The following is a 23845-nucleotide window of genomic DNA, read 5'->3' as shown; positions in this document are numbered from 1 at the left end:
TTGTGTTGTTCATGGTACTTGATTTTTTTCGTAAAAACCGGCTCTTCTTTCTGCTTTATGCCTGCCTGCTGGTCGTGTTCGGCATACTGCAACTTTTATACACCCAGGAGCAATTGATGCAATGGGTCAATACGCGGAATAGTCCTTTGGCCGATCTGCTTTTCCCCTACATTACCTACCTGGGTGACGGAATATTCTTTGCCGCCGTTTGTCTGCTGCTGCTATTTATCAACCGGCGGATTGGGTTAATGGCCTTTGCGAGTTTTGCGTTGTCGTCCCTGGTTTCTGAACTCCTGAAGAAAGTTGTTTTTAAAGGTTCACCCCGTCCGTTAAAGTATTTTGAGCATTCGACCTTTCAGTATCACATTATAGAAGGTCTGGATATTTTCAGCTACAATAGCTTTCCATCAGGCCATACCATTTCGGCGTTTGCGTTGTTCGGGTTGCTGGCGTTTCTGGATGAAAATAAGAAAAGGGGCTGGCTTTGGCTGTTATTAGGCTGTTTGGCGGGCTATTCCCGCGTGTATCTGTTCCAGCATTTCGTCGAAGATGTGTTTGTCGGTTCGCTGGTTGGGGCTGTTTCGTCGGTTATTATTTACTGGCTAATGAGCCGTTGGGCTACACAAACGAGTGAATTAGAAAAGCATTAAACGTTGATTTTGCCTACATTTGTTTAGGGCCCTGCCGAACCATTGCCCAGGCAGTGCCGTTACTTCGTTACTACTAAATCAAGTGCTTCGACAAACTCCCTCATGAGCGACGCCATCAAACATGAGTGCGGTATTGCCCTAATCAGGCTACGCAAACCGTACCAGTATTACATTGATAAGTACGGAACCGCGTTATACGCAGCCAACAAGCTCTACCTGCTTATGGAAAAGCAGGTCAATCGCGGCCAGGACGGCGCCGGGATCGCCAACATTAAGCTCGATGTGCCCGCCGGGCATCGTTACATCAGCCGCTACCGCTCCGTCGATCAGCGCCCTGTAACGGACATCTTCGAGAAGGTCAATAAGAAATTTCGGAAAGCGCTCAAAGGCAACAAAGACAAAGCCAAAGACGCGAAATGGCTCCAGGAAAACATCGCCTTCACCGGCGAAGTATGGATGGGACACCTTCGCTATGGTACCCACGGGGCCAACGAAATCGAAAACTGCCATCCCATGCTCCGTCAAAGCAACTGGCGTAGCCGGAACCTGGTCGTAGCGGGTAACTTCAACATGACCAATGTTGATGAACTATTCGACAAGCTCGTTTCGCTGGGTCAGCATCCGAAGGATAAGGTTGACACCGTAACGGTGATGGAAAAAATTGGTCACTTCCTCGACGAGGAAAACCAACGCGTATTTGAACGGTTCAAGGGTATTTACGAAAATCCTGATCTATCGGATATTATTGAAGATAACCTCGATATGCAGCGGGTGCTGCACCGCTCCTGCCGTGATTTCGATGGTGGCTATGCTATGGTAGGTATGACGGGCTACGGCGCTTCATTCGTTGCCCGCGACCCGGCCGGTATTCGGCCAGCCTATTATTACGCTGACGATGAAGTAGTGGTGGTAGCGTCGGAGAAACCGGCGATAAAAACCGCGTTCAATGTCGACTACAGTGCCATTCAGGAAGTAAAACCAGGCCATGCGCTCATCATCGACAAGTACGGTGAATACATGGAGCAGGAGTTTGTGAAGCCAATCGAAAAGAAATCCTGCAGTTTCGAGCGGATTTACTTCTCAAGGGCCACTGATCCCGATATTTACAACGAACGCAAAACGCTGGGTAAATTACTGATTCCCCAGATTCTTAAAGAAATCGACTACGATCTCGAAAATACGGTCTTCTCATACATCCCGAACACGGCCGAAACGGCTTTCTTTGGCATGGTAGAGGGGCTGGAAGATCATCTGGCCAAACAGCGTAAGAAAGCTATCATGGATGGTATCCTCTTTGAGGAGGAACTGGATCGGGTGCTTTCATTCCGGCCACGTATCGAGAAACTGGTTGCCAAAGACGTAAAATTACGGACGTTCATTGCCGACGACTCGCAGCGCGACGACATGGTGTCGCATGTATACGATACCACTTTTGAGGTCATCAAAAAAGGAAAGGATAACGTTGTCGTTGTTGATGACTCAATTGTTCGGGGCACAACGCTGGAGAAGAGTATTCTTCGCATGCTGGACCGCCTGGGCCCAAAAAAGATTATCATTGTCTCGTCGGCGCCCCAGATTCGTTTTCCTGACTGTTACGGCATCGACATGTCGAAGTTTAAGGAATTCATTGGCTTCCGGGCAGCGCTCGAACTCCTTCGGGAGCGGGGGCAGGAGGAGTTACTGGACGAAGTATATGGCCAGTGTGTAGCGGCTATCGAAACCGGTAATGCATCGACCCAGAACTATGTAAAAGCCCTTTTTGAGCCCTTCACACATGAAGAGTTATCCAAAAAGGTGGCTCAGATCGTGACCCCGCCCGATCTGAACGCAGAAGTGGCTGTCGTTTATCAAACGGTCGAAAATCTGCATAAGGCCTGTCCTAATCATACCGGCGACTGGTACTTTACCGGTAATTATCCAACGCCGGGCGGTAACAACGTCGTTAACAAAGCCTTTGTCAATTTTATGGAAGGCAAGTTGGTCAGAGCTTACTAATAAGGGAGAAAAGGGAAGTAGTGGAATGAAAGGGAGAAAGGTTTACGAATAAAGTACCCTTTCTCTCTTTCATTCCACTCTTCCCTTTTCTCCTTTTTTTACTTCTGCCAGGCCAGCGCGTTCACATTCGCACCAATCTTTTTGCCTTCGGTCAAGCCTGTCTCATTGTCCTGACGGGTATGAATATTGCCAAAGAAACGGGAATCGGCCGACTCCTGAGCGGCTTGTGCAAATGAGGTAAACGACCGTGCTTTAAACTCCACATTTCGGGCCACGTCTTTTATCCGGCCAATGTGTGAATCATCGGTGAAGGCAAAGTTATCGCCGTATAAGGCGGTTAGTACCGTTGCCGCCGATGACGATTGGGTAGCATGACCTGATGGGAAACCCGGAAATGGTGGTGCGGGCCAAAAAGGAACCCAGTTTGGATCAATAGCCAGCCGGACATAGGTATATGGCCGAAGGTTGTTGTAAGCATACTTGCACCGCCAGCATAATGTAAACGCATCAGCTATAGAAATACCGGTACGGGCAAAGGTCTCGGCCGCTTTGGCCAGATCTGCCTTCGTTTTCAGGGCCGCAATTCGGGCAATATAATACGAGTGACCCGGGGGTGTAAAGGTTTCGGCCGGGTTATCAGCCCACCAAACAGCAATTTCTTTCTCGGTCTGGGTCAGATTTTTCGATTTGGTATACACATCAAAATACTGCCCAAAGGTGGCCGATTTGGTATCGGTCGAGTAGGGCAGCGGTTTGGGCATGGGCAGATCGTTATTGGCTTTAACAAATGTTCGATTTTGGCCCCAATAGGGCTGCATCGGAATCTTTTGACCATTTTCGGTCGGCTGCCACAAACCTGCTCCTGTTGGAACGGTATAGCTGGCAGGAAAATTGCGGCTATAACCGGCATCGCCCCCATCGGTTTTCGACCACTCGAAAAGCGCGGCAGCAATTTTTTTGCCAAATTCTGTTGATCGTCTATTTACTGTCGTGTCAGCTTCTTTAAACGCTGTTAGCAAAGCTGTTTCGAGCGAATCAATCGAAGTTTTGTTGGCAGCGCTGGTTGTTGGATACAGATTTCTCAGCATGGTTGCTTCGGCTGCATTCGCGCTGAGCGCCCAGTTGTACGTTTCACCCGTCTCTACTTTTGGTAAAGCGGTTAGGCCCTGTAATTGGCCTACAAGCGACTTTCGATTCGATATGCCGGGAACCACAGCTTCGTACATGGTAATACCCGCGTAGCCATACGCACGCGATGCTACGGGTGGTGTAAAGCCCGGTGTCGACTTGGTGATTTTCAATTGAAGAGCTGCCCACTGGGTTGCCACATCACCCGTATATTGATCTGCTGCTTTGCCATTCGTAACCGGCGCAGCGTCAGGATCTGTTGGCTCTACACGGCATGATTGCAACAAAACCAGTAAAAGCATACAAACAACCAAACCCTGACGATATCGTGTAATGCGGGTTTGTGGTGTTGTCTTTTTGTATGGTATAAGAGGTAAACGTAAATTCATAGTTAGTTACGGCATAAAATTCCTTGCAAATTACATTCGTTTGAGTATCAGGAATGGAATTAGCAAAAATGTTGCCAAATGAGAAGCCTATTAAAGTACTTCCTATCAAGTCGTTTTAAGCAATCAATCAGTCGACTTTAGACGTACCTTTGATTATTCAAATTAACCTGTATTTGCCCAATGCGTATTCCTGAAGAAACTGTTGACCGTATCCGCCAATCAACCGACATTCTGGAAGTAATCAACGATTTTGTGTCACTCAAAAAGCGAGGTAGCAACTACATTGCCTGCTGCCCGTTTCATAATGAAAAGACGCCGTCGTTCAACGTGAATCCTGTCCGGCAAATTTATAAATGCTTTGGGTGTGGGAAAGCCGGAGATGCCGTTCGATTTGTCATGGACATTGAAAATATCGGCTATGGTGAAGCCCTTCGCTACCTGGCAAAGAAATACGGCGTCGAAATTGAAGAACAGGAACAAACGCCGGAAGATCTGCTGCGGCAGAATGAACGGGAAAGCCTGCTCATTGCGCTGAACTTTGCCAAGACCTTTTTTCAGGAAACCATGCTCACAACCGACGAGGGAAAGAGCATTGGCCTGAGTTATTTTCGGGAGCGCGGCTTCACCAACCCAACCATCGATGCCTTTGAACTGGGCTACACCCTCGACCAGTGGGATGCGCTCTTAAAAGAGGGCCTGCGCAGAGGCTATAATCGCGATATGCTCGAAAAAGCCGGGCTTATTCTGATAAAAGACGGTACTGCCGGGGGAGATAAAAAGGTTTTTGATCGGTTTCGGGGCCGTGTTATGTTTCCCATTCACAACGTCTCGGGCCGGGTCATTGCGTTTGGCGCACGGATTTTAAAAACGGACAAAAACCAGCCGAAATACCTAAACTCTCCCGAAACGGCCGTTTATCACAAGAGTCAGGTACTGTATGGTATATTCCAGGCCAAACAGACCATCCGGCAGGAAGATGTCTGTTATCTGACGGAAGGTTATACCGACGTTATTTCTTTACACCAGGCGGGTATTAAAAACGTGGTGGCTTCGTCGGGCACCTCGCTCACAACAGAGCAAATTCGTCTGATTTCCCGATTTACGCCCAACGTGACCATTCTGTACGATGGCGATGCTGCGGGAGTCAAAGCCGCTTTGCGTGGGCTGGATATGGTGTTGGAGGAGGGATTGAACTTAAAGTTGCTCCTGTTGCCAGATGGTGAGGACCCCGACAGCTATGTCCATAAAATTGGTGCCGACGCGTTCAAAACATACATACAGGAACATTCTCAGGACTTTATTGATTTTAAAGCTAGTCGATGGCTGAGTGAAGCGGGCGATAATCCACTAAAACGGGCTGAAGGTATATCGGATGTCTGCGTCAGTATCACGAAGATTCCGGACCCCCTCAAGAGGCAGACGCTTTCTCAGCGGGTGGCTCAGGTATTTCACGTAAGTGAACAGTCTGTTATTTCGGAGATCAATCGACTGCTTCGGAAACAGCAGGACCAGAACAAGAAGGATTCCGAACGGCAGCAACGAACTGGTGACACGGTCCGAAAACAGCCTTCAGGTTCTTCATCGGCCTTGCCGGAGCCATCAGCCGACGATATAAATTCCTTATTTGCCGGGTTCGGTGACGAGCCCTTTCCTCAGGAGGCTGTGGTTGATGCCCCAGCTCCCGGCAAATTCTATACTGAAGAGCGAATAAAGCCCGTTAGAGCGCCTTTGTCTTATCAGGAGGAGGAATGTATACGATTGCTGATAAACTACGGTGCGCGCGAACTGGAGCCCGGTATAACGCTGTGTCAGTATGTGTTGAGTGAGTTGCACGAAATAGACTTTCAAACGTCACCCTATGATCTAATTCTAACCTTGTTCCGAGAGGCCTATAGCCGTGGTGATATTCTGACTGCCGGCGATTTTTTAAATCGCCACACCAGCAAAACGGAAGGCCTCAATGATACGGAAATCCAGAGCGAGGCTATCCATATGACCACCCCCCGCTACGAAATAAGTGGTGGCTGGTTGAAGCATGAGATCTTTGTGCCCTCGGAAGAGGAAGTTGGCATTCTGGCCGATTCTGCCTACCGGAATATCCTGCGGATAAAAAAGATGCTGGCCGAACAACGGATGGCTACCTTACAACAATTGCTGCGGGAATCGGGGAGTAAATCGCCCGAAGAGGCCGATCAGTTACTGACGGAGTTTATGCATTTCAAGCGGATCGATATTGAAATCTCCAGTCTGTTGGGAACAGTTATCTCCGGGTAAACTGCCCCTGTAGCGAGACAAAAAAAAGCCCCGACTATACAGCCGAGGCTTACCTTTATTTACAGGGGAGGGTGAACACTACGCTTGGGCTACCGTCGTGACGCTAATCAGTTCGGCATCGATCTGTCGGTTTAACTCATCCAGCAAACTAGCATGCGAATGGAGTTGGCCGGGCTTGGAAAGTTGGTTCGATAGACCAGCCTTCTGACCTGACATATCAATTAATAAAGTCATCAGAACATCACCCATATGTTGGCGAAGTTCAATGAGCTTGTTCAGGCGATCCCGGTTTGCCTTCGGTTGTCGGCGGGTCGCTTTCTGTAACGTATTTATGATTCGATCCAATTTAGCGAAGCGATAGTGGAATGCTTCCGTTGCCTGCGCCCATGCTAAAATGACTTTTTGGATCTCCTCTTCCGAGGCTTCGTAGCCGTACGTTATTGCTGATTCTTCCTGATTCATCATCCGACAGTCAAATATGTGTTTTGCAATTGGATGATCAAAAATAGACCTCTATTTAGGCTGAAAGCAAACCGTTATGCGTGAAATCACCATTTTTCCGGACGAAATCACCCAAAAAGTTTAGATGAAATGGGTGATTTCGTCCGGAAAATGGTTGATTTCATCCGTGTGTGTTTATCGAATGCTAGTTATCCGTGTTACATTCAACCACCTATACGTGAATACTATCATGAATCAATCAGCGAGTGGTGAGGATCTCACTAAAAAATTCGCAATTCGCCGTCGAGATTTTTCAATTCTAGTTGCGCAGTCAGAGCTATTCAACTGTGAGGTATTAAGCCAATTGTTAAAGGAGCAAGGCTATAATGTTGTCGGACGTGCCGTTGAAATGGAAGACACGCTGCAACAAATAAGAGTGAAACGGCCCCAGTGTGTTATTCTGGAATCAGAGATTTCCGGACAGCGCACCTTCGATATAGTTGAGGAGATGCAACGATCAAATCAGCAGACAAAATTCATCCTATATACCCGAAACCCGGATATGCGTATGGTGGCAACAGCCATGCAAACGGGTTTCTTCGGTTTTTTGTATGCAACGGATGGTCTTGATGAATTATACCGCTGTTTTCAGACCGTTAGCAATGGGGGCTGTTACTATAGTAATGGTTTTATGAATTTGTTGAAAGACTTTGGCGTGGATATTATATCAGATACAACGCGCGATCAGCTCAGCCGGTTAACGCAGCGTGAGCGGGAGGTTTTACGAATGATTGCCCATGGACATACGGCCACAGATATTGCTGAGCAACTTAACATCAGTTACCGAACGGCGGTGAACCATAAAGCGCATATTGCTAAAAAGCTACAACTGAATAGTTGCCGCCAGTTACCTAAGTTCGGGATTTCTGTCAAAAACTATTTGTAAGGGATGGTTTTATAAAGCAACCATAAACGAGTCATTGGGGACCGTTGGTCCCTGGCCACTTTGTAGCCATTCCCTGAATTCCTGCATTCGGGCACGGGGAACAATAATGTCGTGCCCTTCGGGTGTGTTTACCCGAACGATGTATTTACCATTTTCCCAATAGGCATAATTCAACACTGCCTGTCGGTTAACAATATAATCACGCTTGATGCGGAAGAACTGGGAAGGGTCCAGCTCCGCTTCAAGGTCATTTAACGTTTTAGTGATCATGTACCGACCTTTCGCCAGCTCAGCGTAGTAATAGCGCTCTTCGATGGTGAAGTAATACACATCATTCACGGGAAAATCAAGTTCGCCGTACGCGTTCTTACCTTTTAAATAAGTTAAAAATGGAGAAGGGACAATAGGCTTTGGTGAAAAGGTGGCCGATAAAGCCAAAGCTTCCTGGGCTACCTTGGCAGCCTCTGCTTCGGCAGCCTCCTGCGCTTCCCGACGCTGTTTTAAATAATCTGAAAGTAATGAGATATTAATGGAGATATAACCGATCATCAATACCGGAAAAAGGTACACAAAATACACTGACCAGGTGTACGTGTCGACTATATATACTTTCCAGTAGTTGCTGAAGGAATAGTCGGGGTACCGTTCCAGTAAATAACGGATAGTTTGAGTAACAGGATCAAACAGCCAGAAGGAAAAAGCCAGTACCGGAAGAAAAAGCAGCTCATACCGTCCTATCTCTCGCCAGGTATTCTGAACACTCAGCGTATTGAACCACTGATGGAAACGATTAACCAGCGATATGGTGATGAACAGCGTGAATAACTCAGGAATAATAAACACCCGCAAGAATAAGCCCACATAATGAAAAAAACCGCCGGCTTGCTCTACTTTTTTTGCTTTTATATCATAACCGATGGACCACGAGATAGCCTCAATCAGCACGATGATGCTGAACAGTATGATAACACTGTTGATCGGTTTGCTCAGGAAGCTCCGGGTAAGTCGAATCTCCTTCATTGGCCTTCTTATTCAAAACTCGTACTAATATAGTAGTAATAATTAACTAAATCCAAGCGCGTAAGATGACTTTTTGACGATTGATGACCCTTGCTTGAGCTGGTAGCTTTGTATCAACAAAAAGGCGCTGTTAAGGCGCTCTTAAAACAAGCAACTACTATCAATCTTTTAATCAAATAAGTCATCATGAAAAATCAATTCGCTATCAAACCAGCTCAAGTTGTAAAAGCAATCACCAAATCAATTGCTAAGTCTGAATCAACGAACATATTAAAATTTGTGGTCGACACAGGGGCCTGCTGCAGCACCATAGACCTCTCGCCTGTTAAGAATATAGTAGTAGCTACCCGCTAACCCAACTCGTGCCATGCTAACTGCCAAGCAATTATATCGACAGGAGTTAGAAGACTGCCGCAAGCACTTTGAACGGGTAGATCTCATAAGAGAACAGGGATACCTTATGAAATTTACCACGTTCTCGGCAACTGTCGAAAACCTCCTGCCCGCCATACCGCGTCAAAGACATGCAACCATGTTCCGGGAGCTTTTGTTACAGCAAATTTTCACCTCCTTCGATCAAAAATGTTTGGCGGCCGGCGATTTGGTGAAATTGCGCGGATCGCATAAAGTCTTGAAAAAAGCAGCTGGACCACAGATTTATTGCACCTTTCACTTAGGATCGTACCGTCTGTTAACGAGTGTACTTTTCAGGCAGGGAGTCGATTGTGTACTGCTCGTTGGCAGCAATATGAATCGAACGCAGGGCGATGGCATGGCAGAACATATTGAGGGCTTGCGGCAACAGCATGGCTTAACAAACGTTTTTCGCATTGTTGAAGCCGGTAGCCCTTCGGCAGGCCTTACCGTATTGCGCGAATTGAAAGCTGGCCGATCGCTGATCGTTTATGTGGACGGTAGCCCTGAAACGGCACCGGAGGTTGGTGAAGAAAACCAGTTTTTGTCGGTACGCTTTGGCAATCGGCGTGTTAAAACACGCAAAGGCGTGGGGTATTTATCGCATGCAACCGGCATACCTATCGTTCCGGTTGTGAGTTACCGCCAGCCAGACATGACAAATGTTTTACATTGTCTAAAACCAATTCGACCCATTAGCCAAAGTGATCGGGAGATATACTGCCAGGAGGCTATGCAGCAACTTTACGATGCCTTCTGGCCATTCCTGAACCAATATCCTGATCAATGGGAGGGGTGGAATTACATACATTTATTTCTTGAGCCCGAACGGTTCAAGGCGAATAGACTGCGAAAGTCGGAGGCCGTAGCCCGACCAGTCTTTAACCAGGATAGGTATTCCCTGTGTGATCTTCAACAGGCCCCTATCCTTTTCGACAGGCAGCTATACCAGACCTATGAAATAACGGAGGACTTGCGTGATCTGCTGCTTAACATAAGCAAAGTTGACTCAGTCGAAGAAATTGTTGGCGAGGAAATCTTTGACGAACTCGTCGATTTGGGAGTAATTCATTAACAACGAATTTATTGATAAAGAAAATGGGGATAATCAAGTTTTTGATTATCCCCATTTGTTTACTAGTGATGTAGTAATTTTTTACTACACACTTACACGTTATTACTCACTTCGATTTCTTCGCCAGACTTGTTGAAAAATTTGAAGTTAACGATACCCAATGACGTGTCCTTGACCAGTTTAACCCAAACTTTATATTTCATATACCATTGAACCTGTTTTGAGTAGATTCCTTTTGTATAGTAAGCATAGAGAAAGGGGTTCATCGAAATAGAAATCCCGCGCTCATTCTGCTTCGTTAAAATATAATCCAGGTTATTTTCAATAACATCCGTTACCAGAACGCTGGCCTGAATGGTACCCGTACCGCCACAAGTAGGACATACTTCGCGGGTAACAATATTCATCTCAGGCCTTACCCGCTGCCGGGTAATTTGCATAAGGCCAAATTTCGTCAGCGGAAGAATCGTAAACTTAGAGCGTTCGGGCTTCATTTCATCGCGCATGATGTCTTGCAGAAGCTTTTTATTTTCTGCTTTCTTCATGTCAATGAAATCAATGACAATGATACCACCCATATCGCGCAGCCGAAGCTGTCGGGCAATTTCTTTAGCGGCCTCCCGGTTGACACTAATGGCAGTGGCTTCCTGATCTTCCTCTGAATTCGATTTATTACCGCTGTTTACGTCGATAACGTGAAGCGCTTCAGTATGTTCGATGATCAAATAACCGCCACCCGGCAAACTAACCGATCGGCCAAACAGCGATTTCAACTGTTTTTCGAGCCCTAACGCTTCAAAAACCTTTGTTTTACCCGTGTGAAGCTTAACGATCTTCTCCTTGTCGGGGGCAATGGTATGGATGTAATCCCTGATTTCGTCAAAAGACTCACGCGTATCGACAGTAATGCTCTCGAAAGATTCATTGAGCATATCCCGCAGAATAGACGAAGCCCGATTCATTTCGCCCAGTATTCTGTCACGTGGCTTGGCGTCGGCAAGGGATTTTATGGCCTGGTCCCACTTGGCAAGTGAGTTTTGCAGGTCTCGGTCAAGTTCTTCTACATCCTTGTCCTGGGCAACGGTTCGAACAATGACCCCAAAGTTCTTGGGTTTCAGCGACGACATAAGCCGCATCAACCGCGACCGTTCGCCCCGGTCAGTGATTTTTTTGGAAAGGTTTACGCCATCTGAAAAGGGTACGAGGACTAAATAGCGTCCCGCAATGGATATATCGCAGGAAAGGCGTGGACCTTTGGTTGAGATAGGTTCTTTAACTACCTGAACCAGAATGGGAGCGTTTTTCGTCAGCACCTTATCGATTTTCCCAATCTTATCGATGACTGGCTCCAGCTGGTTAGGGCTGAGCCGTCCGGTTGTGACGCGCTTGGCGATTACATCTTTAACAAGCTTGTTGAGCGAATTGATATTCGGTCCCAAGTCCTGATAGTGTAAGAAACCATCTTTTTCGTGGCCAACATCTACAAAAGCAGCGTTTAGACCCGACGATAGTTTTTTTACTGTTCCTAAGTATAGATCGCCAACGGTGAAGCTGCTGTCTAACTCTTCTTCGTGATACTCCAGCAATCTCTTGTTTTGCAAGAGCGCAATCCGATCACCTTTCTGAGTCGAACTGATAACTAATTCATTACTCACAAGATGAATGTACGGTTAGAATGGCAATATAAAAAGAAAGAAGCCACGTTCGGACTTTGCAGACCGGCCGAGGCTTCTATAAATAAGTTTGTAGTTCGTTGTTCGTAGGGGAGGAGTATCGAACAAACGAATTCCTGACCTACGAATGACGAACTACAAACTATTTTTTCTTGTGCCGATTTTTTCTTAGCCGTTTCTTCCGCTTGTGAGTGGCAATCTTGTGTCGTTTCCGTTTCTTACCGCAAGGCATAGTTAAACAGTGTTAAATAGTTGAAAATATGTGTCGGCCGGACCACTCGATCAAGCCCTTAAAACCAATGAATACTGTAGCATGAATAATGCTGTATTGACACCCATTATTCATGCTACAGTATTCATTTTGAAAGCCGCTCTTCGTACTCACGTACGGCAGCTAAAATTTGCGGGTCTTTCTCCTGCTTTTTAACCTCAGCCAGTACTTGTCTAGCTTCTGCTTTCTGACCCGCTTCAGCTAGACTAACGCCCAGGTAAAACCGCGCCTTACGGCTGGTAGGGTTATTCACCAGTATCTGCCGAAACCGCTCAATAGCTCGTTCGTACTGGTTAGACCGCATAGAAAGCAGACCCAGATTGAACAGTGCCAGTTCGTTGGTTGGTTCCTGTTTCAATACCTCTCGCAGCAGCATGATTCCCTGCATGGGCGTGTCGGTATTAACATAGGTCATTGCCATGTTTGCTTTGGCCGACAGCAGGTTTGGATTTTTATCCAGCGCCTGCTGATAAACCTGACGGGTCTTCTGACCAAGCATGGCTGTTTTCTTTTCGTCCACAGCAAAGGTGTACGCTTCAAAGTACTCGTCTCCGGCCCGCAGCAGATTACGTTCGTTGGGCTGAGCCAGCGCAATCAGTTCTGCATAATGAGCAGCACTGTCGTAGCGCGTGGCTTCGCGGAAGATAGCAATCAGTTTTTCGCCGACGGCTTCTTTCTGAGTAGGGGTTGCTGAAGCGAACTCAGTTTCCAGCGTTGTGATACGCTTCTGTTGCGCCAGCGATATGGGCTTCTCATGGACGGCCGACGGATCGGTGCCATTTTCAGTTGATGCTACGTTGAGTGAATCTGTACCTGACCGAGCTGATGCAGGCATCTGCGTCGCATGCCCCTCTGAATTAGCCGCCCCAAGCTGCTTGTTTTCATTGCGCACAACTACTTTCGGGCGGGTATACAACCCAACCGTTAAGGCAGCTGCTAACAGAACAACAAACAATACCGACTTATTCATAGGAGATACTTAATTACGACGCAAACGCCTGGACCAGCTGTTCAAATGACTTGTCTTACTCCGCCGTTACTTTGGCTTTGTCGCTGGTTTTCACCTGCTCAACAAATACTTTGGCGGGTTTAAAGCTTGGAATAAAATGCTCATCAATTACCATAGCGGTGTTTTTCGAGATATTCCGGGCTACTTTCTTGGCTCTTTTCTTATTGATGAAGCTGCCGAACCCTCTCACATAAATGTTCTCTCCCTCGGCCAGCGAGTCCTTAACTACTGAAAAGAAAGTTTCCAGTGTGTTTGTCACTTCTGCCTTGTCAATTCCGGTCTTATCGGAGATCTCGGCAATTACATCTGCTTTCGTCACGACTTCTTAAACTTTAACGTTTACTGTATTGTTGAAAATTGGGGTCTCAAAAATGGGAGCACAAAGGTAGGGGTTTCCCATAAATTATAAAACCTGTAATCCCGTTTTTATAAGGTAACGTCTTATTTTTTTATTTTATTTTGAATTGGCAATCAGACTCTAACGGCATCGAAACTACGTTTGCCCCTACGCTCGAACAGTGGTATGAGCTGAACAAAAGGGATCTCCCCTGGCGTCATACCATCAACCCGTATCATATTTGGCTGTCTGAAATAATTCTTCAGCAAACCCGTGTTGCGCAGGGAAAACCCTATTACGAACGCTTCGTGGCTGCCTACCCGACGGTGTCTGATATGGCCCGCGCTGATGAACGGGAGTTGCTTCGTCTCTGGCAGGGTCTGGGTTATTACTCCCGGGCCCGAAACCTGCATCAGACAGCTCGCTATGTAACGGATATTCTGGCCGGTAAGTTTCCGAATACGTACCATGACTTGTTGAAAATGAAGGGGATAGGTAGTTATACGGCAGCTGCTATTGCATCTTTTGCTTACGGCGAACGTGTTCCGGTGGTGGATGGAAACGTGTATCGTGTCCTGGCCCGGGTTTTCGGTATTGAAGAGGATATTACCACCTCAACAGCGAAAAAGACATTTGCTGCCCTGGCTATGCGGCTTATTCAAGGGGCCAGTGACCCGGCCACTTATAATCAGGCAATCATGGAGTTTGGGGCCATTCATTGCACACCCGTTGCACCCGATTGCCTTTTGTGCCCTGTTCAGCAGCAATGTGTGGCCTATCTCACAGGTCGTCAGCAACGGTTGCCCGTTAAATCAAAAAAAGCACCCGTTCGGGAGCGGTTCTTCAATTACCTGGTTTTTCGGCATGAAGGCCGGCTCGCCCTCCGCGAAAGGACAGGTCGTGATATATGGCAGAGTTTATATGATTTTTATTTGGTGGAAACCGACGAGCCCAAAAAAGCGTTGCGTGACATAACCCTGCCTGAAAACACCGTTAGTCAGCTTCTGCAACAAGGGGTGCTGGCTGGCCGGCCAGTGGAGTCGATGCAGCTGTTGTCGCACCAGCGGTTACGGGCCTGTTTTTACCTGATCGACTTGCCGGAAGGGCCAATTGAGAGCTTGCCGATTGACTTACAATGGTATTCACCGGAGGAAATAAGTAAACTGCCTAAGCCTGTTTTGATTACAAATTATTTGGCGCAGCAGTTTGGATAAGTCGGTATATTTCAGTATCTTTAATCTTCTTAAACACGGCTTATTAACATAAGTATCCAATAAAATAAAGAGCATGGCAAGTCTGAATAAGATGACGATTATCGGTAACCTGGGAGCTGATCCTGAGGTGCGCTACTTAGATGGCGGTGCTGTTGTCGCAACCTTTAACGTGGCAACTACCGAAAAATATACGAACCGAAATGGCGAAAAAGTAGAGCAAACCGAGTGGTTTCGGGTCGAATTGTGGAATGAACAGGCTAAAGTGGCCGAAAAGTATTTGAAGAAAGGTAATTCCGTTTACGTCGAAGGTCGGCTACGGACGGAGTTATGGACGGATAAAGAAGGCAAAGAGCGGACCTCATTACGCGTGCGGGCAACCACCATGCAGTTGCTGGGCAGTCCGAACGATAACCGCCAGGAGGAGCCTTCCTACGAGGCTCCCCGCCAGCAGGCTGCACCGGCACAAGCAGCCCCGGCCCCTCGCCAGCAGTCGGCCCCTCAGCCAGCTCGTCAGGCGGCAGCCCCTGCACCCCGTCGGGAGCCGGAGCCCGTACCTTTTGAGAGCAATAGTGGTGATGACGATTTACCGTTCTAACCTTGCTTAGCGCTCTTTTGTTGAACGAGATTTGATATACATGGACCTTAGTGATCCTCTTCCTCGACAGGTGCTCCTGGCCACAGACGGCTGGGGCACCTATTTTGATTTATACGGCCCTTACACGGCGCTCATCCTTTTGCTGCTCACATTAGCTGGTCTGGTGTCAGCGTCCGAAGCGGCATTTTTCTCCTTGTCTCCCGACGACCGGGCCAGCTGTCGGGAAAGCGCACTCGCCGATGACAAGCGAATCGCTACGCTGCTGGAGCGTCCCAAGCGCCTTTTGGCTTCTCTGGTTATTTTTAATAACCTGTTAAATATTGCCATCGTTGTTATTGTTACCTACCTGACCTGGGAGTTTTCGCAGCGAGACCAGGGAGCCGGGTGGGTACTGCCTCTTGTAACGCTGTTAACAACGGTAGCCATTGTGCTTTTTGGCGAAATAGTCCCCAAAGTGTACGCCAGCCAAAATAACCTGACGGTAGCCCGTAAGACGGCATCACTGGCCCAGATTGGTCTGGCTGTTTTTCGTCCCCTGGCCATGATCCTGGTGAATTTGAGCAATCAGGTCGATCGACGTATCCAGCGCAAGGGCTATAAATTATCCGTCGAAGAACTTAGTCAGGCCGTTGAACTGACCGGCACCAATGCTACAGTCGAAGAAAAAGAAATTCTGAAAGGAATCGTTAACTTCAGCAATCTGACGGCTCGTCAGGTGATGCGGGCACGGCTGGACATCTCGGCGGTTGAGGACGATCTGACCTTTAGCGAATTAATGGATCAGATCAATGCATCGGGTTATTCGAGAGTGCCCGTTTTTCATGAGTCGCTCGATCAGATTGAGGGTATTTTATACATTAAAGATCTGCTGACACACATTCACGAAAGTGATTCCTTTAACTGGCAAGCCCTGCTGAGACCCGCTTTCTTTATTCCGGAAAACAAAAAAGTAGACGACCTGTTACAGGACTTCCAGAAACGACGTGTTCACATGGCTATTGTTGTCGATGAATATGGCGGCACACGGGGGTTGGTTACCCTGGAAGATATTATCGAAGAAATATTCGGCGAGATCAACGACGAGTTTGACGATGAAACGCCCATTGGCTACCGGCGCGAAGATGAACAGACCGTTGTGTTCGAGGGAAAAATGCCAATTACCGATGTATGCCGGATTCTTGGTATCGATGCCACAACCTTCGAAGCTGTACAGGGAGATAGTGAATCGCTGGGGGGATTACTGCTTGAACTGTTTAACCGACTTCCCAAGGATGGTGAAGAAACCGTTTACGAAGGCTTTTTATTTCAGGTGTTGTCTGCCGACGATAAACGGATTAATGAAGTTCGGGTCAAACAGAATGACAGCAAAATTAAGCAGGAGTAAAGCCTTCTTTTCGCAGGTATTTCTAATTGGACTGAAGATAGACTCGTTTAGTGTAGCAGGCTCTGTGCCCTTTCGCTCATGCCTTCCTTCAACTACACCCAAAGGCCACGACCCTGATTGTAATCGTTGCTCATTTGCTGTATTTCCTTACTTGAATAGGTAAGGAATCCTTTTTTGCGCAGTTCGCGCAACCGGCGCCGTTCGAAAAGAGACAGTTTTCCATCGACAAGGGCGCCAAAAACGATCAGCCGTTCCAGACTACGTTGCACAGCAACAGGGGCTTGGGTAGCCTGTTCCAGGAAGTCGCCGGTCATGGATATATCCGCCTTTAGATCGAAGCGATCGATCAGTGTTTCAGTCAGCAGAAAATGGGCATAATTATATTGCCGCTTCAGGATAGCGACATACTGCAAGGCACCGATCAGTAAAGGGCGAAGCTGATCATTTTTTCCCCACTCTTCGTGAAGTTCCTGCACAAACTCCCGAATCGTTGCTGGCGCCATTACACGGACCTGAGCTTCGTGGAGCACTTGCCAGGAGGCCCAGACATTCCAGAAAGCACAAATAGGCATACCCGCAAGATCCGCCACCTGGCGGATAGCCAACCGACCTATAAATGGTTTCAGCAGGAACCAGACGGCCAGGTTACTGAAAGCCGCCTTTACCATGTTTATCAGGAAAAAGATGGTAAGGCCCCAGCGCGGCATGGTTAAATAAGGGTCTACACTAAAGCGTAGAAAACCCCGGTTCGTTTTATCCAGTGCCGCATTTGCCAGTGCCTGCAAGTGCTTGTCATATTGCGGATCATGGGCACTGGGAAACTGGCAAATGCGCATAATCATCTTGGCGCCCTGAAGATTCAAGGCAACCAGCAGATTTACCTCTATGTATACGAGCAGTATACCATACAAAACAGTGATAAGCGGAAGGTTATATGGACTTCCTAAAAAAACGATGGTCGTATGGCTGAACAAGTCCGGCCACAGATACTGAGGGCCATACAACAGCAGTATACCAACAATGCCCAATAAGGCCGCAATGGTAAACGTAGCAAATTTAGTCCGACGGATCACCCGACTTTCGATAGGGTTCATTACGTACGGTTCATCGACTGGATGGGATGTGTCGAGGGATTGACGTAAGTACCGCAGCGCCAGGTGGTCAAATGGGCCTGTGCTATCGTTGGGGGGGCGAGTGGACATATTCTTAACGTTGACAGTGGTTAGTCAGTAAACTGATAAACTAAGGCGGTTGTTACCAAAATCAAGGTATATCCCATAGATCATTTGATTGAACGGCAATTATAGATAAACAGGTAAATGTTAAGGGGTAGCAGCTTTATAATTTACCTAACAACTTTTCATCTATGAAGCCCTTCCTTTTGTGCTGTTTGATGTCTGTGTCGGCATTGGCCCAGCACACAGCGCCCGCTACGAAATCAGCCGCTGCGCAACAGCGCGTTAAAGACGATATGCTGGATGCTGCTACCACATTCCTGAACTTACTGACACCGGAGCAGCGGAAGCAGGCCATGTATCCGCTGGATGATGTAGAACGATTCAACTGGCATTATGTACCCCGCGAACGCAAAGGATTACCGCTGAAGCAAATGACCCCCGACCAGAAGCAGGCGGCTATGGCTATGCTTAAAACGGGACTCAGCAATCAGGGTTATGAGAAAGCAACGTCGATCATAGATATGGAAAATGTGTTGCGCGTCATCGATAATCGCCCGCCCAATGATACCTATCGTGATCCCGAAAACTATTCGTTTACGGTTTTTGGTGAACCAGCCGCTAAAAGTCCCTGGAGTTGGCGCATTGAAGGGCACCACTTGTCGCTGCAGTTTTTGTCGCTAACGGGGCAGGTGCTGGCACAAACCCCAACCTTTTTTGGCAGTAACCCCGGGTTATTGACTTACGACACGCACATGGCCGATAAGCGGATGTCGGACCCCCGGGTAAAGGATTTGCCTCAGAAAGGACGGGAAATTCTGAAGCTGGAAACAGAGCGGGCCTTTGCTTTACTGAAGTCGCTGAACGCCGACCAGCGTAAGAAGGCCATAATAGATGCTGTTGCGTATCCGGAGATCATTACGACCAACAAGCGGACGGCGTCTCTCGAAAAAATGGATGGGTTGATGCTGTCTGAAATGAATGCTGACCAGCGCAAATTATTTCTGGAACTGCTGCAGACGTACATGGCCAATTACCGGATCACGCTGGCCAAACAGCAGATGGCGAAGTTGGAAAAGGCAAACCTCGATAACCTCCGATTTGCCTGGGCGGGCGATTTAACCCCCGAGTTAGGCGAAGGAAAAGGATGGTATTACCGCATTCATGGGCCAACCATACTTATCGAATATGACAATACACAAACCAACGCGAACCACATACACACCGTTGTTCGGGATTTGACGAATGACTGGGGCGACGATTTATTGAAAGAACATTATAAAAATAGCCACCAGGCCAAGCCGTAGAAGAGAAATTGGAGGCCGTTTAACAATTTTTAAGCTAAACTTAAGGTAGTTCCTTCGTAATTTGTGGGGATTTTTTGTTCTTAATTCATGAAGAAACTCCTTTTTAGCGCATCTGTATGGCTGGTTTCATTAGCAGCATCGGCGCAGGAAACGCAGTGGTACCTGCGTGATAAAACCGATAAAACCGCTGGCATCAGCGTTGAGCGTACATATAACGAATTACTGAAAGGTCGTAAACCAACACCTGTGGTAGTGGCCGTTATTGACGGAGGCATCGACACCACCCACGAAGATCTGCGTCGGGTGCTGTGGGTCAACCCGAAAGAAATTGCGGGAAATGGCAAAGACGATGACAAAAACGGCTATGTCGATGATATTCACGGCTGGAACTTCATTGGTGGTAAAGATGGCCGTAATGTCGATTACGAAACCGCCGAAGTAACCCGGTTGTATGCTCAGCTAAAACCTACGTATGAGGGAAAAGACCGGAAAGCGCTCAAACCTGAGCAGCAGAAGGAGTACGATCTGTATGTAAAGACGAAAGCTGAGGTCGAGAAGAACCAGGCCCAGTATAAGGCGCAGTACCAGGGGATCAGTCAGTTCTATCAGCAGTATTCAACAGCTGTGACTACGCTGAAAAAAGCCCTGAATGTATCGAAACTGGATACAATAGCCCTTAAAAATGCCGCTGATACCCTTAAAGATGCTGCCTTGAAACGGCCTGTAGCGGGAATTCTGAATTTGTTGCGCCAGCAGGGTGCTGCCGATACGGATGTGGTGATGAGTGAACTGGAAAAGGCGAATGAGCAACTCAAATCCCGGGCCGAATACAACTATAATCCTGAATTCAATAGCCGGGCCATTGTTGGGGATAACCCCAATGATGTCAATCAGCGCGATTATGGCAACCCTGATATTGCTGGCCCCCGGCCGGATCACGGAACGCACGTAGCCGGTATTATCGGGGCCGATCGGACCAATAACCTCGGCATAATGGGCATTGCCGACGCCGTGCAGATCATGGGCGTTCGCGCCGTTCCGGATGGCGATGAGCGTGATAAAGATGTGGCGAATGCTATCCGTTATGCGGTGGATAATGGCGCCCAGATTATAAACATGAGTTTCGGGAAAGACTATTCGCCCCAGCGAAAAACGGTTGAAGACGCCGAACGTTATGCGTTATCAAAAGGTGTTTTGATGGTTCACGCGGCTGGCAACGATGGAAAAGACATTGATACGGCCGCCAATTACCCGTCTCCCCGCTTTATCGACGGCTCGGCCATTCCAAACGTCATTACGGTAGGAGCCAGTGCCGAACCGAATACCGCTGATCTGGTGGCCAGCTTCTCAAACTATGGCAAACAGAATGTGGACGTATTTGCTCCGGGTAAGGATATATTTTCGACCGTTCCCGGCAGTAAGTATGAAAACAATAGTGGAACCAGCATGGCCTCGCCGGTGGTAGCCGGGGTTGCTGCCGTCCTGAAATCATACTTCCCCAAGCTGACATACGCTGATATTAAGCGGATCATTATGCAGTCGGCTACACCCTATACGACCAAGGTTACCAAACCCGAATCGACCGATTCAGTTGCTTTTGCTTCTTTATCGAAAACGGGCGGGATTGTCAATCTGTACGAAGCTGTGAAAATGGCTATCGCTCAGGAGGCTGGTTCGGGAAAAGGAAAATAAGCGTTAGCGGGTTTCAGGTACTGAAACAGCATTAAAAACCGGTTTGCTCATTGCCGAAAGCAGGAGTAAACCGGTTTATTTTTTTAAAAATCGCTTCACCTGCGTTGTAAAACCATCCCTCAGGTTAAGAATATAGGAGCCGGAAGGTAAATGTTGAACGGAAATATCCGCTTCGAACAGACCGTTCTGCGCTTTTAGTAGAATAGGCATCTGCTGTAAAACACCCCGGCTATCATACAGGCTTAGGGTAGCCTGCCTGGCCAATAGATTGGTATAGCGAACAGAAAGCATATGTTCCGATGGGTTAGGGAACAGAATGAACTGGGCCGCCGGATCGGTGTTGGTGGCTGTTAAAATGGTTGTTAGAATAACCCGCTCAGTCGACCAGGCTGCGCACGTCTGCTGCTTTACCTGTACTTTGTAAGACCCGGCCTGGGTCACGACGAAACGATAATCTCGGGCATTGGGCAATGCCTGTTCGTTTCGATACCATTGGTAGCGATAAGACGTGTCGACAGGGGCTTTCAGCGTTACCGTAGCACCCTGTGGTAAAAACAGTTCTGTTTCTTTGGGAGCTATATCAAGATTGTTGACGGAGGAAGACCGTACGTTGATTTCAGTGGACAAGGCCTCACATCCGTTTTGCGTGATACGGACCTGATAGTGCCCCGGCTGGTTGACCTGCAGCGTTGCAGACTGCTCCTGACTCAGGATCTCTCCATCGCGCAGCCAGGCGATCGTGGCATCGACCGAATTCGTTGCTGTTTGTAAAGCGACCGTCGACTGAGTACTACAAAGCCATTGATCGCTGCTGGGCGTTAGGGGGGCTGCAGACGTTTTCACCGTTACATAAACCGGCTGGGAAGTCGAGACACAGCCGTTGCTATCGGTAATCTGGACCAGGTAAGAGCCTGTGTTTGTGATGCTATGGGCACTTGTCGATGCATTGGCGATCGTAACGCCATCCCGCAGCCATTGATACCGCAGACTGGTAGACTTGTTTGATGATTGGAGGATGAATGGCGTACCGTTGCAAATGGTCGTATCGCGGGCAGGCTGAATGGATGTGGTTAACTGACAAGCCGTGTGTTTCAACCCACTGATGATAACGGAGAAAGGCTGACTGGAATACGTGAGCTTCCCTTTGTGCGAAACTGTAAGAGTATATGTTTGGCCCGCTATGGGATTGGCAATGTAAATCTGTTCAACATTATCTCGGACGTTATCCCCTTTTGTGGCTGCTTCAGCGGGTTTGTCGGGGTTTAGTACGAACGGGAATTCTGTTTTCTGTCCGCTTACTAATCGTATGTCAAGGTCGTTAACGAGTTTCGGCGTTCGGCTGTTGAGCGAACTGGCCGCAACGGTAGTTGCCGCGCCTTCGGGATCTGTCCAGCTCAGGGTAATAAGCAAAGGCTCACTACCCTGGGCGGTAATGGATTGCGTGTAGGAGCCGCCTGCGATGAGGTTTTTCTCCAGAACCAAGCTGGCCTGGTCTTCATTCAGTAATAAACGGGCGGCAGCTTCAGTATTCAGAAGCCCCCAGCCCTGCCGATAATCGGGACCGGCTGCCGGAGCAGGCCGACTGGCGGTATGAATGGCCAGCCCTTTGAGCGTGGCCGCCCGCATGAACTGACCGCTGGTGGGTAAGCCGGGGGCTCGTTGTCTGGCGTATAATTCCTGTAGTAAGAACAACGAACCCGCTACGTTTGCCGAGGCCATCGATGTACCGGTATACGTGCCATAGGTAGTATCGGTGGCCGATAGAGACGAAAAAATATCGGTGCCTACGCCAAGCAAATCCGGCTTAATTCGCCCGTCATCGGTAGGGCCCCAGCCACTAAAGGATGTAGTTCCCTGCAAAACGACTTTGTTCGCACTTGTAAACGACACGGTGGCGGCTCCTACTGTCAATACATTTTTTGCCGTTGCCTCAGCCGGAATAACATCATAGGTATCATTACGGCTCCGGGGTAGGGTGCTCTGAATGGATGTACTTTTCAGAAAGTAAGGTTTCCCCGTTGGGGGGCCGGTTTCTGCCCGTTTGTTATCTGCCGAACGCACCATGAGAAAAAACGGGTTGTTGTAGGCTATCCGGTCTAGGTCGCGGGCGTTGGCCGTATAAAATCCGAACAAATAATCCTCCGTTTCACTAATAGCGGTATTGCCCCACCATTCCCATTTTAAGTCAGGGTTGGAACCAGGACGGTAGTCGTTGTAGACCCAACCTGCCACGGGACCGTATGAGTGGTTGGAAACAAGCAGGCTGGTCGCTGCCGTGGTCAGTTCGGTAATATCATTCGTGTAATCCCAAACCGAAAGCTGCGCCCCAAACGACATGCCTTTTGCCAGTGTATTGACTCCTTTGCCAATAAGCGTACCTGCAAGGTGAGTGGTGTGATCGTTGATCGTTGTGCCATTGTCTTTTTGCTGAATGCGGCTTGTGCCGGTTGTTGTGCCGGCAAATTCCTGATGCGTCGACAGGACCCGGCCGCCATCCCACAAACCCAATCGCCCGTTTATCTGGGCCGAATTTCCGGAGAGAGAAACGGGTAAGGTGCCTGTACCATAAAGCGCCTGAGTTTGTGTACCCCTGGCCGCTTCGACATTATGCAGTGTGTAATAAACCGGCTCGCCCAGAGCATCAACCTCCTGCAGTTGCAGAACTCGCTGATTGGAATAATTTTTGCTAAGTGGCCAGCCATTCTGACGAGCTAACCGGAGTGTACGGTCTCTGATCTTGGAGTGACTTTCAGTAAGCTCTGTCTGCCAGGGTAAAGGGGATGAATTGGCAACGGATTGAGCGTAAAGCGGGGTTGTCAGACCTATCAGCAATGACAAAAGGAGGTACCCTACATC

Annotated in this window: 19 protein-coding genes; 11 read left to right on the top strand and 8 right to left on the bottom strand. The window is 48.1% G+C overall.

What is annotated here, in order from left to right; genetic code table 11:
* Positions 1-11 precede the first annotated feature (11 nt).
* Positions 12-650 carry a phosphatase PAP2 family protein gene (locus ACYVK4_RS10355; RefSeq protein ID WP_461127423.1) on the top strand — a complete coding sequence of 213 codons (639 nt, stop codon included), beginning with the start codon at positions 12-14 and terminating at the stop codon, positions 648-650.
* A 102-nt stretch (positions 651-752) separates the two neighbouring features.
* Positions 753-2645, top strand: a complete 1893-nt coding sequence (locus ACYVK4_RS10350; protein WP_461127422.1) for an amidophosphoribosyltransferase — start codon at positions 753-755, stop codon at positions 2643-2645.
* A gap of 98 nt (positions 2646-2743) precedes the next feature.
* Here ACYVK4_RS10350 and ACYVK4_RS10345 read toward each other — a convergent pair whose 3' ends face one another.
* Complete coding sequence (locus tag ACYVK4_RS10345) at positions 2744-4057, bottom strand: vanadium-dependent haloperoxidase (protein ID WP_461127421.1); 1314 nt, start codon at positions 4055-4057, stop codon at positions 2744-2746.
* 285 nt (positions 4058-4342) lie between these two features.
* On the opposite strand from ACYVK4_RS10345, the gene dnaG reads away from it, so the two are divergent.
* On the top strand, positions 4343-6436 hold the full coding sequence (dnaG, locus tag ACYVK4_RS10340) for a DNA primase (RefSeq protein ID WP_461127420.1): 2094 nt from the start codon (positions 4343-4345) through the stop codon (positions 6434-6436).
* 78 nt (positions 6437-6514) lie between these two features.
* Here the strand turns inward: dnaG and ACYVK4_RS10335 are convergent, their stop codons facing one another.
* Entirely contained in the window at positions 6515-6901 is a 387-nt protein-coding gene (locus ACYVK4_RS10335) for a hypothetical protein (protein ID WP_461127419.1), read from the bottom strand.
* Positions 6902-7127: 226 nt separating this feature from the next.
* On the opposite strand from ACYVK4_RS10335, the gene ACYVK4_RS10330 reads away from it, so the two are divergent.
* Positions 7128-7823, top strand: coding sequence for a LuxR C-terminal-related transcriptional regulator (locus tag ACYVK4_RS10330; RefSeq protein WP_461127418.1), 696 nt, complete (start codon positions 7128-7130; stop codon positions 7821-7823).
* A gap of 9 nt (positions 7824-7832) precedes the next feature.
* On the opposite strand, the gene ACYVK4_RS10325 is transcribed toward ACYVK4_RS10330, so the two are convergent.
* A complete protein-coding gene (locus ACYVK4_RS10325; protein ID WP_461127417.1) occupies positions 7833-8843 on the bottom strand; it encodes a LytTR family DNA-binding domain-containing protein in 1011 nt (336 codons plus the stop codon).
* 186 nt (positions 8844-9029) lie between these two features.
* On the opposite strand from ACYVK4_RS10325, the gene ACYVK4_RS10320 reads away from it, so the two are divergent.
* On the top strand, positions 9030-9197 hold the full coding sequence (locus ACYVK4_RS10320; protein ID WP_461127416.1) for a hypothetical protein: 168 nt from the start codon (positions 9030-9032) through the stop codon (positions 9195-9197).
* A gap of 13 nt (positions 9198-9210) precedes the next feature.
* Positions 9211-10332: a lysophospholipid acyltransferase family protein gene (locus ACYVK4_RS10315; protein WP_461127415.1), complete on the top strand. Its 1122-nt coding sequence runs from the start codon at positions 9211-9213 to the stop codon at positions 10330-10332.
* Positions 10333-10424: 92 nt separating this feature from the next.
* Here ACYVK4_RS10315 and ACYVK4_RS10310 read toward each other — a convergent pair whose 3' ends face one another.
* The 3 genes from ACYVK4_RS10310 to ACYVK4_RS10300 all read right to left on the bottom strand — a co-directional run bounded on the left by ACYVK4_RS10310 (position 10425) and on the right by ACYVK4_RS10300 (position 13604).
* Positions 10425-11987, bottom strand: a complete 1563-nt coding sequence (locus tag ACYVK4_RS10310; protein ID WP_461127414.1) for an Rne/Rng family ribonuclease — start codon at positions 11985-11987, stop codon at positions 10425-10427.
* Positions 11988-12361: 374 nt separating this feature from the next.
* Positions 12362-13246, bottom strand: a complete 885-nt coding sequence (locus tag ACYVK4_RS10305) for a tetratricopeptide repeat protein (protein WP_461127413.1) — start codon at positions 13244-13246, stop codon at positions 12362-12364.
* Between the two features lie 55 nt (positions 13247-13301).
* Entirely contained in the window at positions 13302-13604 is a 303-nt protein-coding gene (locus ACYVK4_RS10300; protein WP_046577075.1) for an HU family DNA-binding protein, read from the bottom strand.
* A 140-nt stretch (positions 13605-13744) separates the two neighbouring features.
* Between ACYVK4_RS10300 and mutY the strand changes: the two genes are divergently transcribed.
* The 3 genes from mutY (at position 13745) to gldE (ending at position 16815) form a co-directional block, all read left to right on the top strand.
* Positions 13745-14836, top strand: a complete 1092-nt coding sequence (mutY, locus tag ACYVK4_RS10295; protein ID WP_461127412.1) for an A/G-specific adenine glycosylase — start codon at positions 13745-13747, stop codon at positions 14834-14836.
* A gap of 73 nt (positions 14837-14909) precedes the next feature.
* Complete coding sequence (locus ACYVK4_RS10290; RefSeq protein WP_461127411.1) at positions 14910-15431, top strand: single-stranded DNA-binding protein; 522 nt, start codon at positions 14910-14912, stop codon at positions 15429-15431.
* Between the two features lie 40 nt (positions 15432-15471).
* Positions 15472-16815 carry a gliding motility-associated protein GldE gene (gene gldE, locus ACYVK4_RS10285; protein ID WP_461127410.1) on the top strand — a complete coding sequence of 448 codons (1344 nt, stop codon included), beginning with the start codon at positions 15472-15474 and terminating at the stop codon, positions 16813-16815.
* Between the two features lie 92 nt (positions 16816-16907).
* Here gldE and ACYVK4_RS10280 read toward each other — a convergent pair whose 3' ends face one another.
* Positions 16908-18017 carry an LBF_2804 family protein gene (locus ACYVK4_RS10280; protein ID WP_461127409.1) on the bottom strand — a complete coding sequence of 370 codons (1110 nt, stop codon included), beginning with the start codon at positions 18015-18017 and terminating at the stop codon, positions 16908-16910.
* A gap of 164 nt (positions 18018-18181) precedes the next feature.
* On the opposite strand from ACYVK4_RS10280, the gene ACYVK4_RS10275 reads away from it, so the two are divergent.
* Positions 18182-19297, top strand: a complete 1116-nt coding sequence (locus tag ACYVK4_RS10275; RefSeq protein WP_461127408.1) for a DUF3500 domain-containing protein — start codon at positions 18182-18184, stop codon at positions 19295-19297.
* 87 nt (positions 19298-19384) lie between these two features.
* Positions 19385-20989, top strand: a complete 1605-nt coding sequence (locus ACYVK4_RS10270; protein WP_461127407.1) for a S8 family peptidase — start codon at positions 19385-19387, stop codon at positions 20987-20989.
* Positions 20990-21064: 75 nt separating this feature from the next.
* Here the strand turns inward: ACYVK4_RS10270 and ACYVK4_RS10265 are convergent, their stop codons facing one another.
* Positions 21065-23827 (bottom strand): S8 family serine peptidase, encoded by a 2763-nt coding sequence (locus ACYVK4_RS10265; RefSeq protein WP_461127406.1) that lies wholly within the window; start codon positions 23825-23827, stop codon positions 21065-21067.
* Positions 23828-23845 lie beyond the last annotated feature (18 nt).

Source organism: Spirosoma aerophilum (genome assembly GCF_054782495.1).
The sequence above is the reverse complement of the archived record's forward strand: the minus strand, read 5'-3'. Positions and strand labels throughout refer to the sequence as shown.

What these genes read in the sequence shown, in the direction of transcription:
- ACYVK4_RS10315 (WP_461127415.1), top strand. Translation starts at nt 9,211, where the DNA reads ATGCTAACTGCCAAGCAATTATATCGACAGGAGTTAGAAGACTGCCGC.
- ACYVK4_RS10355 (WP_461127423.1), top strand. Translation starts at nt 12, where the DNA reads ATGGTACTTGATTTTTTTCGTAAAAACCGGCTCTTCTTTCTGCTTTAT.
- ACYVK4_RS10290 (WP_461127411.1), top strand. Translation starts at nt 14,910, where the DNA reads ATGGCAAGTCTGAATAAGATGACGATTATCGGTAACCTGGGAGCTGAT.
- ACYVK4_RS10325 (WP_461127417.1), bottom strand. Translation starts at nt 8,843, where the DNA reads ATGAAGGAGATTCGACTTACCCGGAGCTTCCTGAGCAAACCGATCAAC.
- ACYVK4_RS10350 (WP_461127422.1), top strand. Translation starts at nt 753, where the DNA reads ATGAGCGACGCCATCAAACATGAGTGCGGTATTGCCCTAATCAGGCTA.
- ACYVK4_RS10280 (WP_461127409.1), bottom strand. Translation starts at nt 18,017, where the DNA reads ATGTCCACTCGCCCCCCCAACGATAGCACAGGCCCATTTGACCACCTG.
- ACYVK4_RS10270 (WP_461127407.1), top strand. Translation starts at nt 19,385, where the DNA reads ATGAAGAAACTCCTTTTTAGCGCATCTGTATGGCTGGTTTCATTAGCA.
- gldE (WP_461127410.1), top strand. Translation starts at nt 15,472, where the DNA reads ATGGACCTTAGTGATCCTCTTCCTCGACAGGTGCTCCTGGCCACAGAC.
- ACYVK4_RS10330 (WP_461127418.1), top strand. Translation starts at nt 7,128, where the DNA reads ATGAATCAATCAGCGAGTGGTGAGGATCTCACTAAAAAATTCGCAATT.
- ACYVK4_RS10320 (WP_461127416.1), top strand. Translation starts at nt 9,030, where the DNA reads ATGAAAAATCAATTCGCTATCAAACCAGCTCAAGTTGTAAAAGCAATC.
- ACYVK4_RS10275 (WP_461127408.1), top strand. Translation starts at nt 18,182, where the DNA reads ATGAAGCCCTTCCTTTTGTGCTGTTTGATGTCTGTGTCGGCATTGGCC.
- ACYVK4_RS10335 (WP_461127419.1), bottom strand. Translation starts at nt 6,901, where the DNA reads ATGATGAATCAGGAAGAATCAGCAATAACGTACGGCTACGAAGCCTCG.
- ACYVK4_RS10305 (WP_461127413.1), bottom strand. Translation starts at nt 13,246, where the DNA reads ATGAATAAGTCGGTATTGTTTGTTGTTCTGTTAGCAGCTGCCTTAACG.
- dnaG (WP_461127420.1), top strand. Translation starts at nt 4,343, where the DNA reads ATGCGTATTCCTGAAGAAACTGTTGACCGTATCCGCCAATCAACCGAC.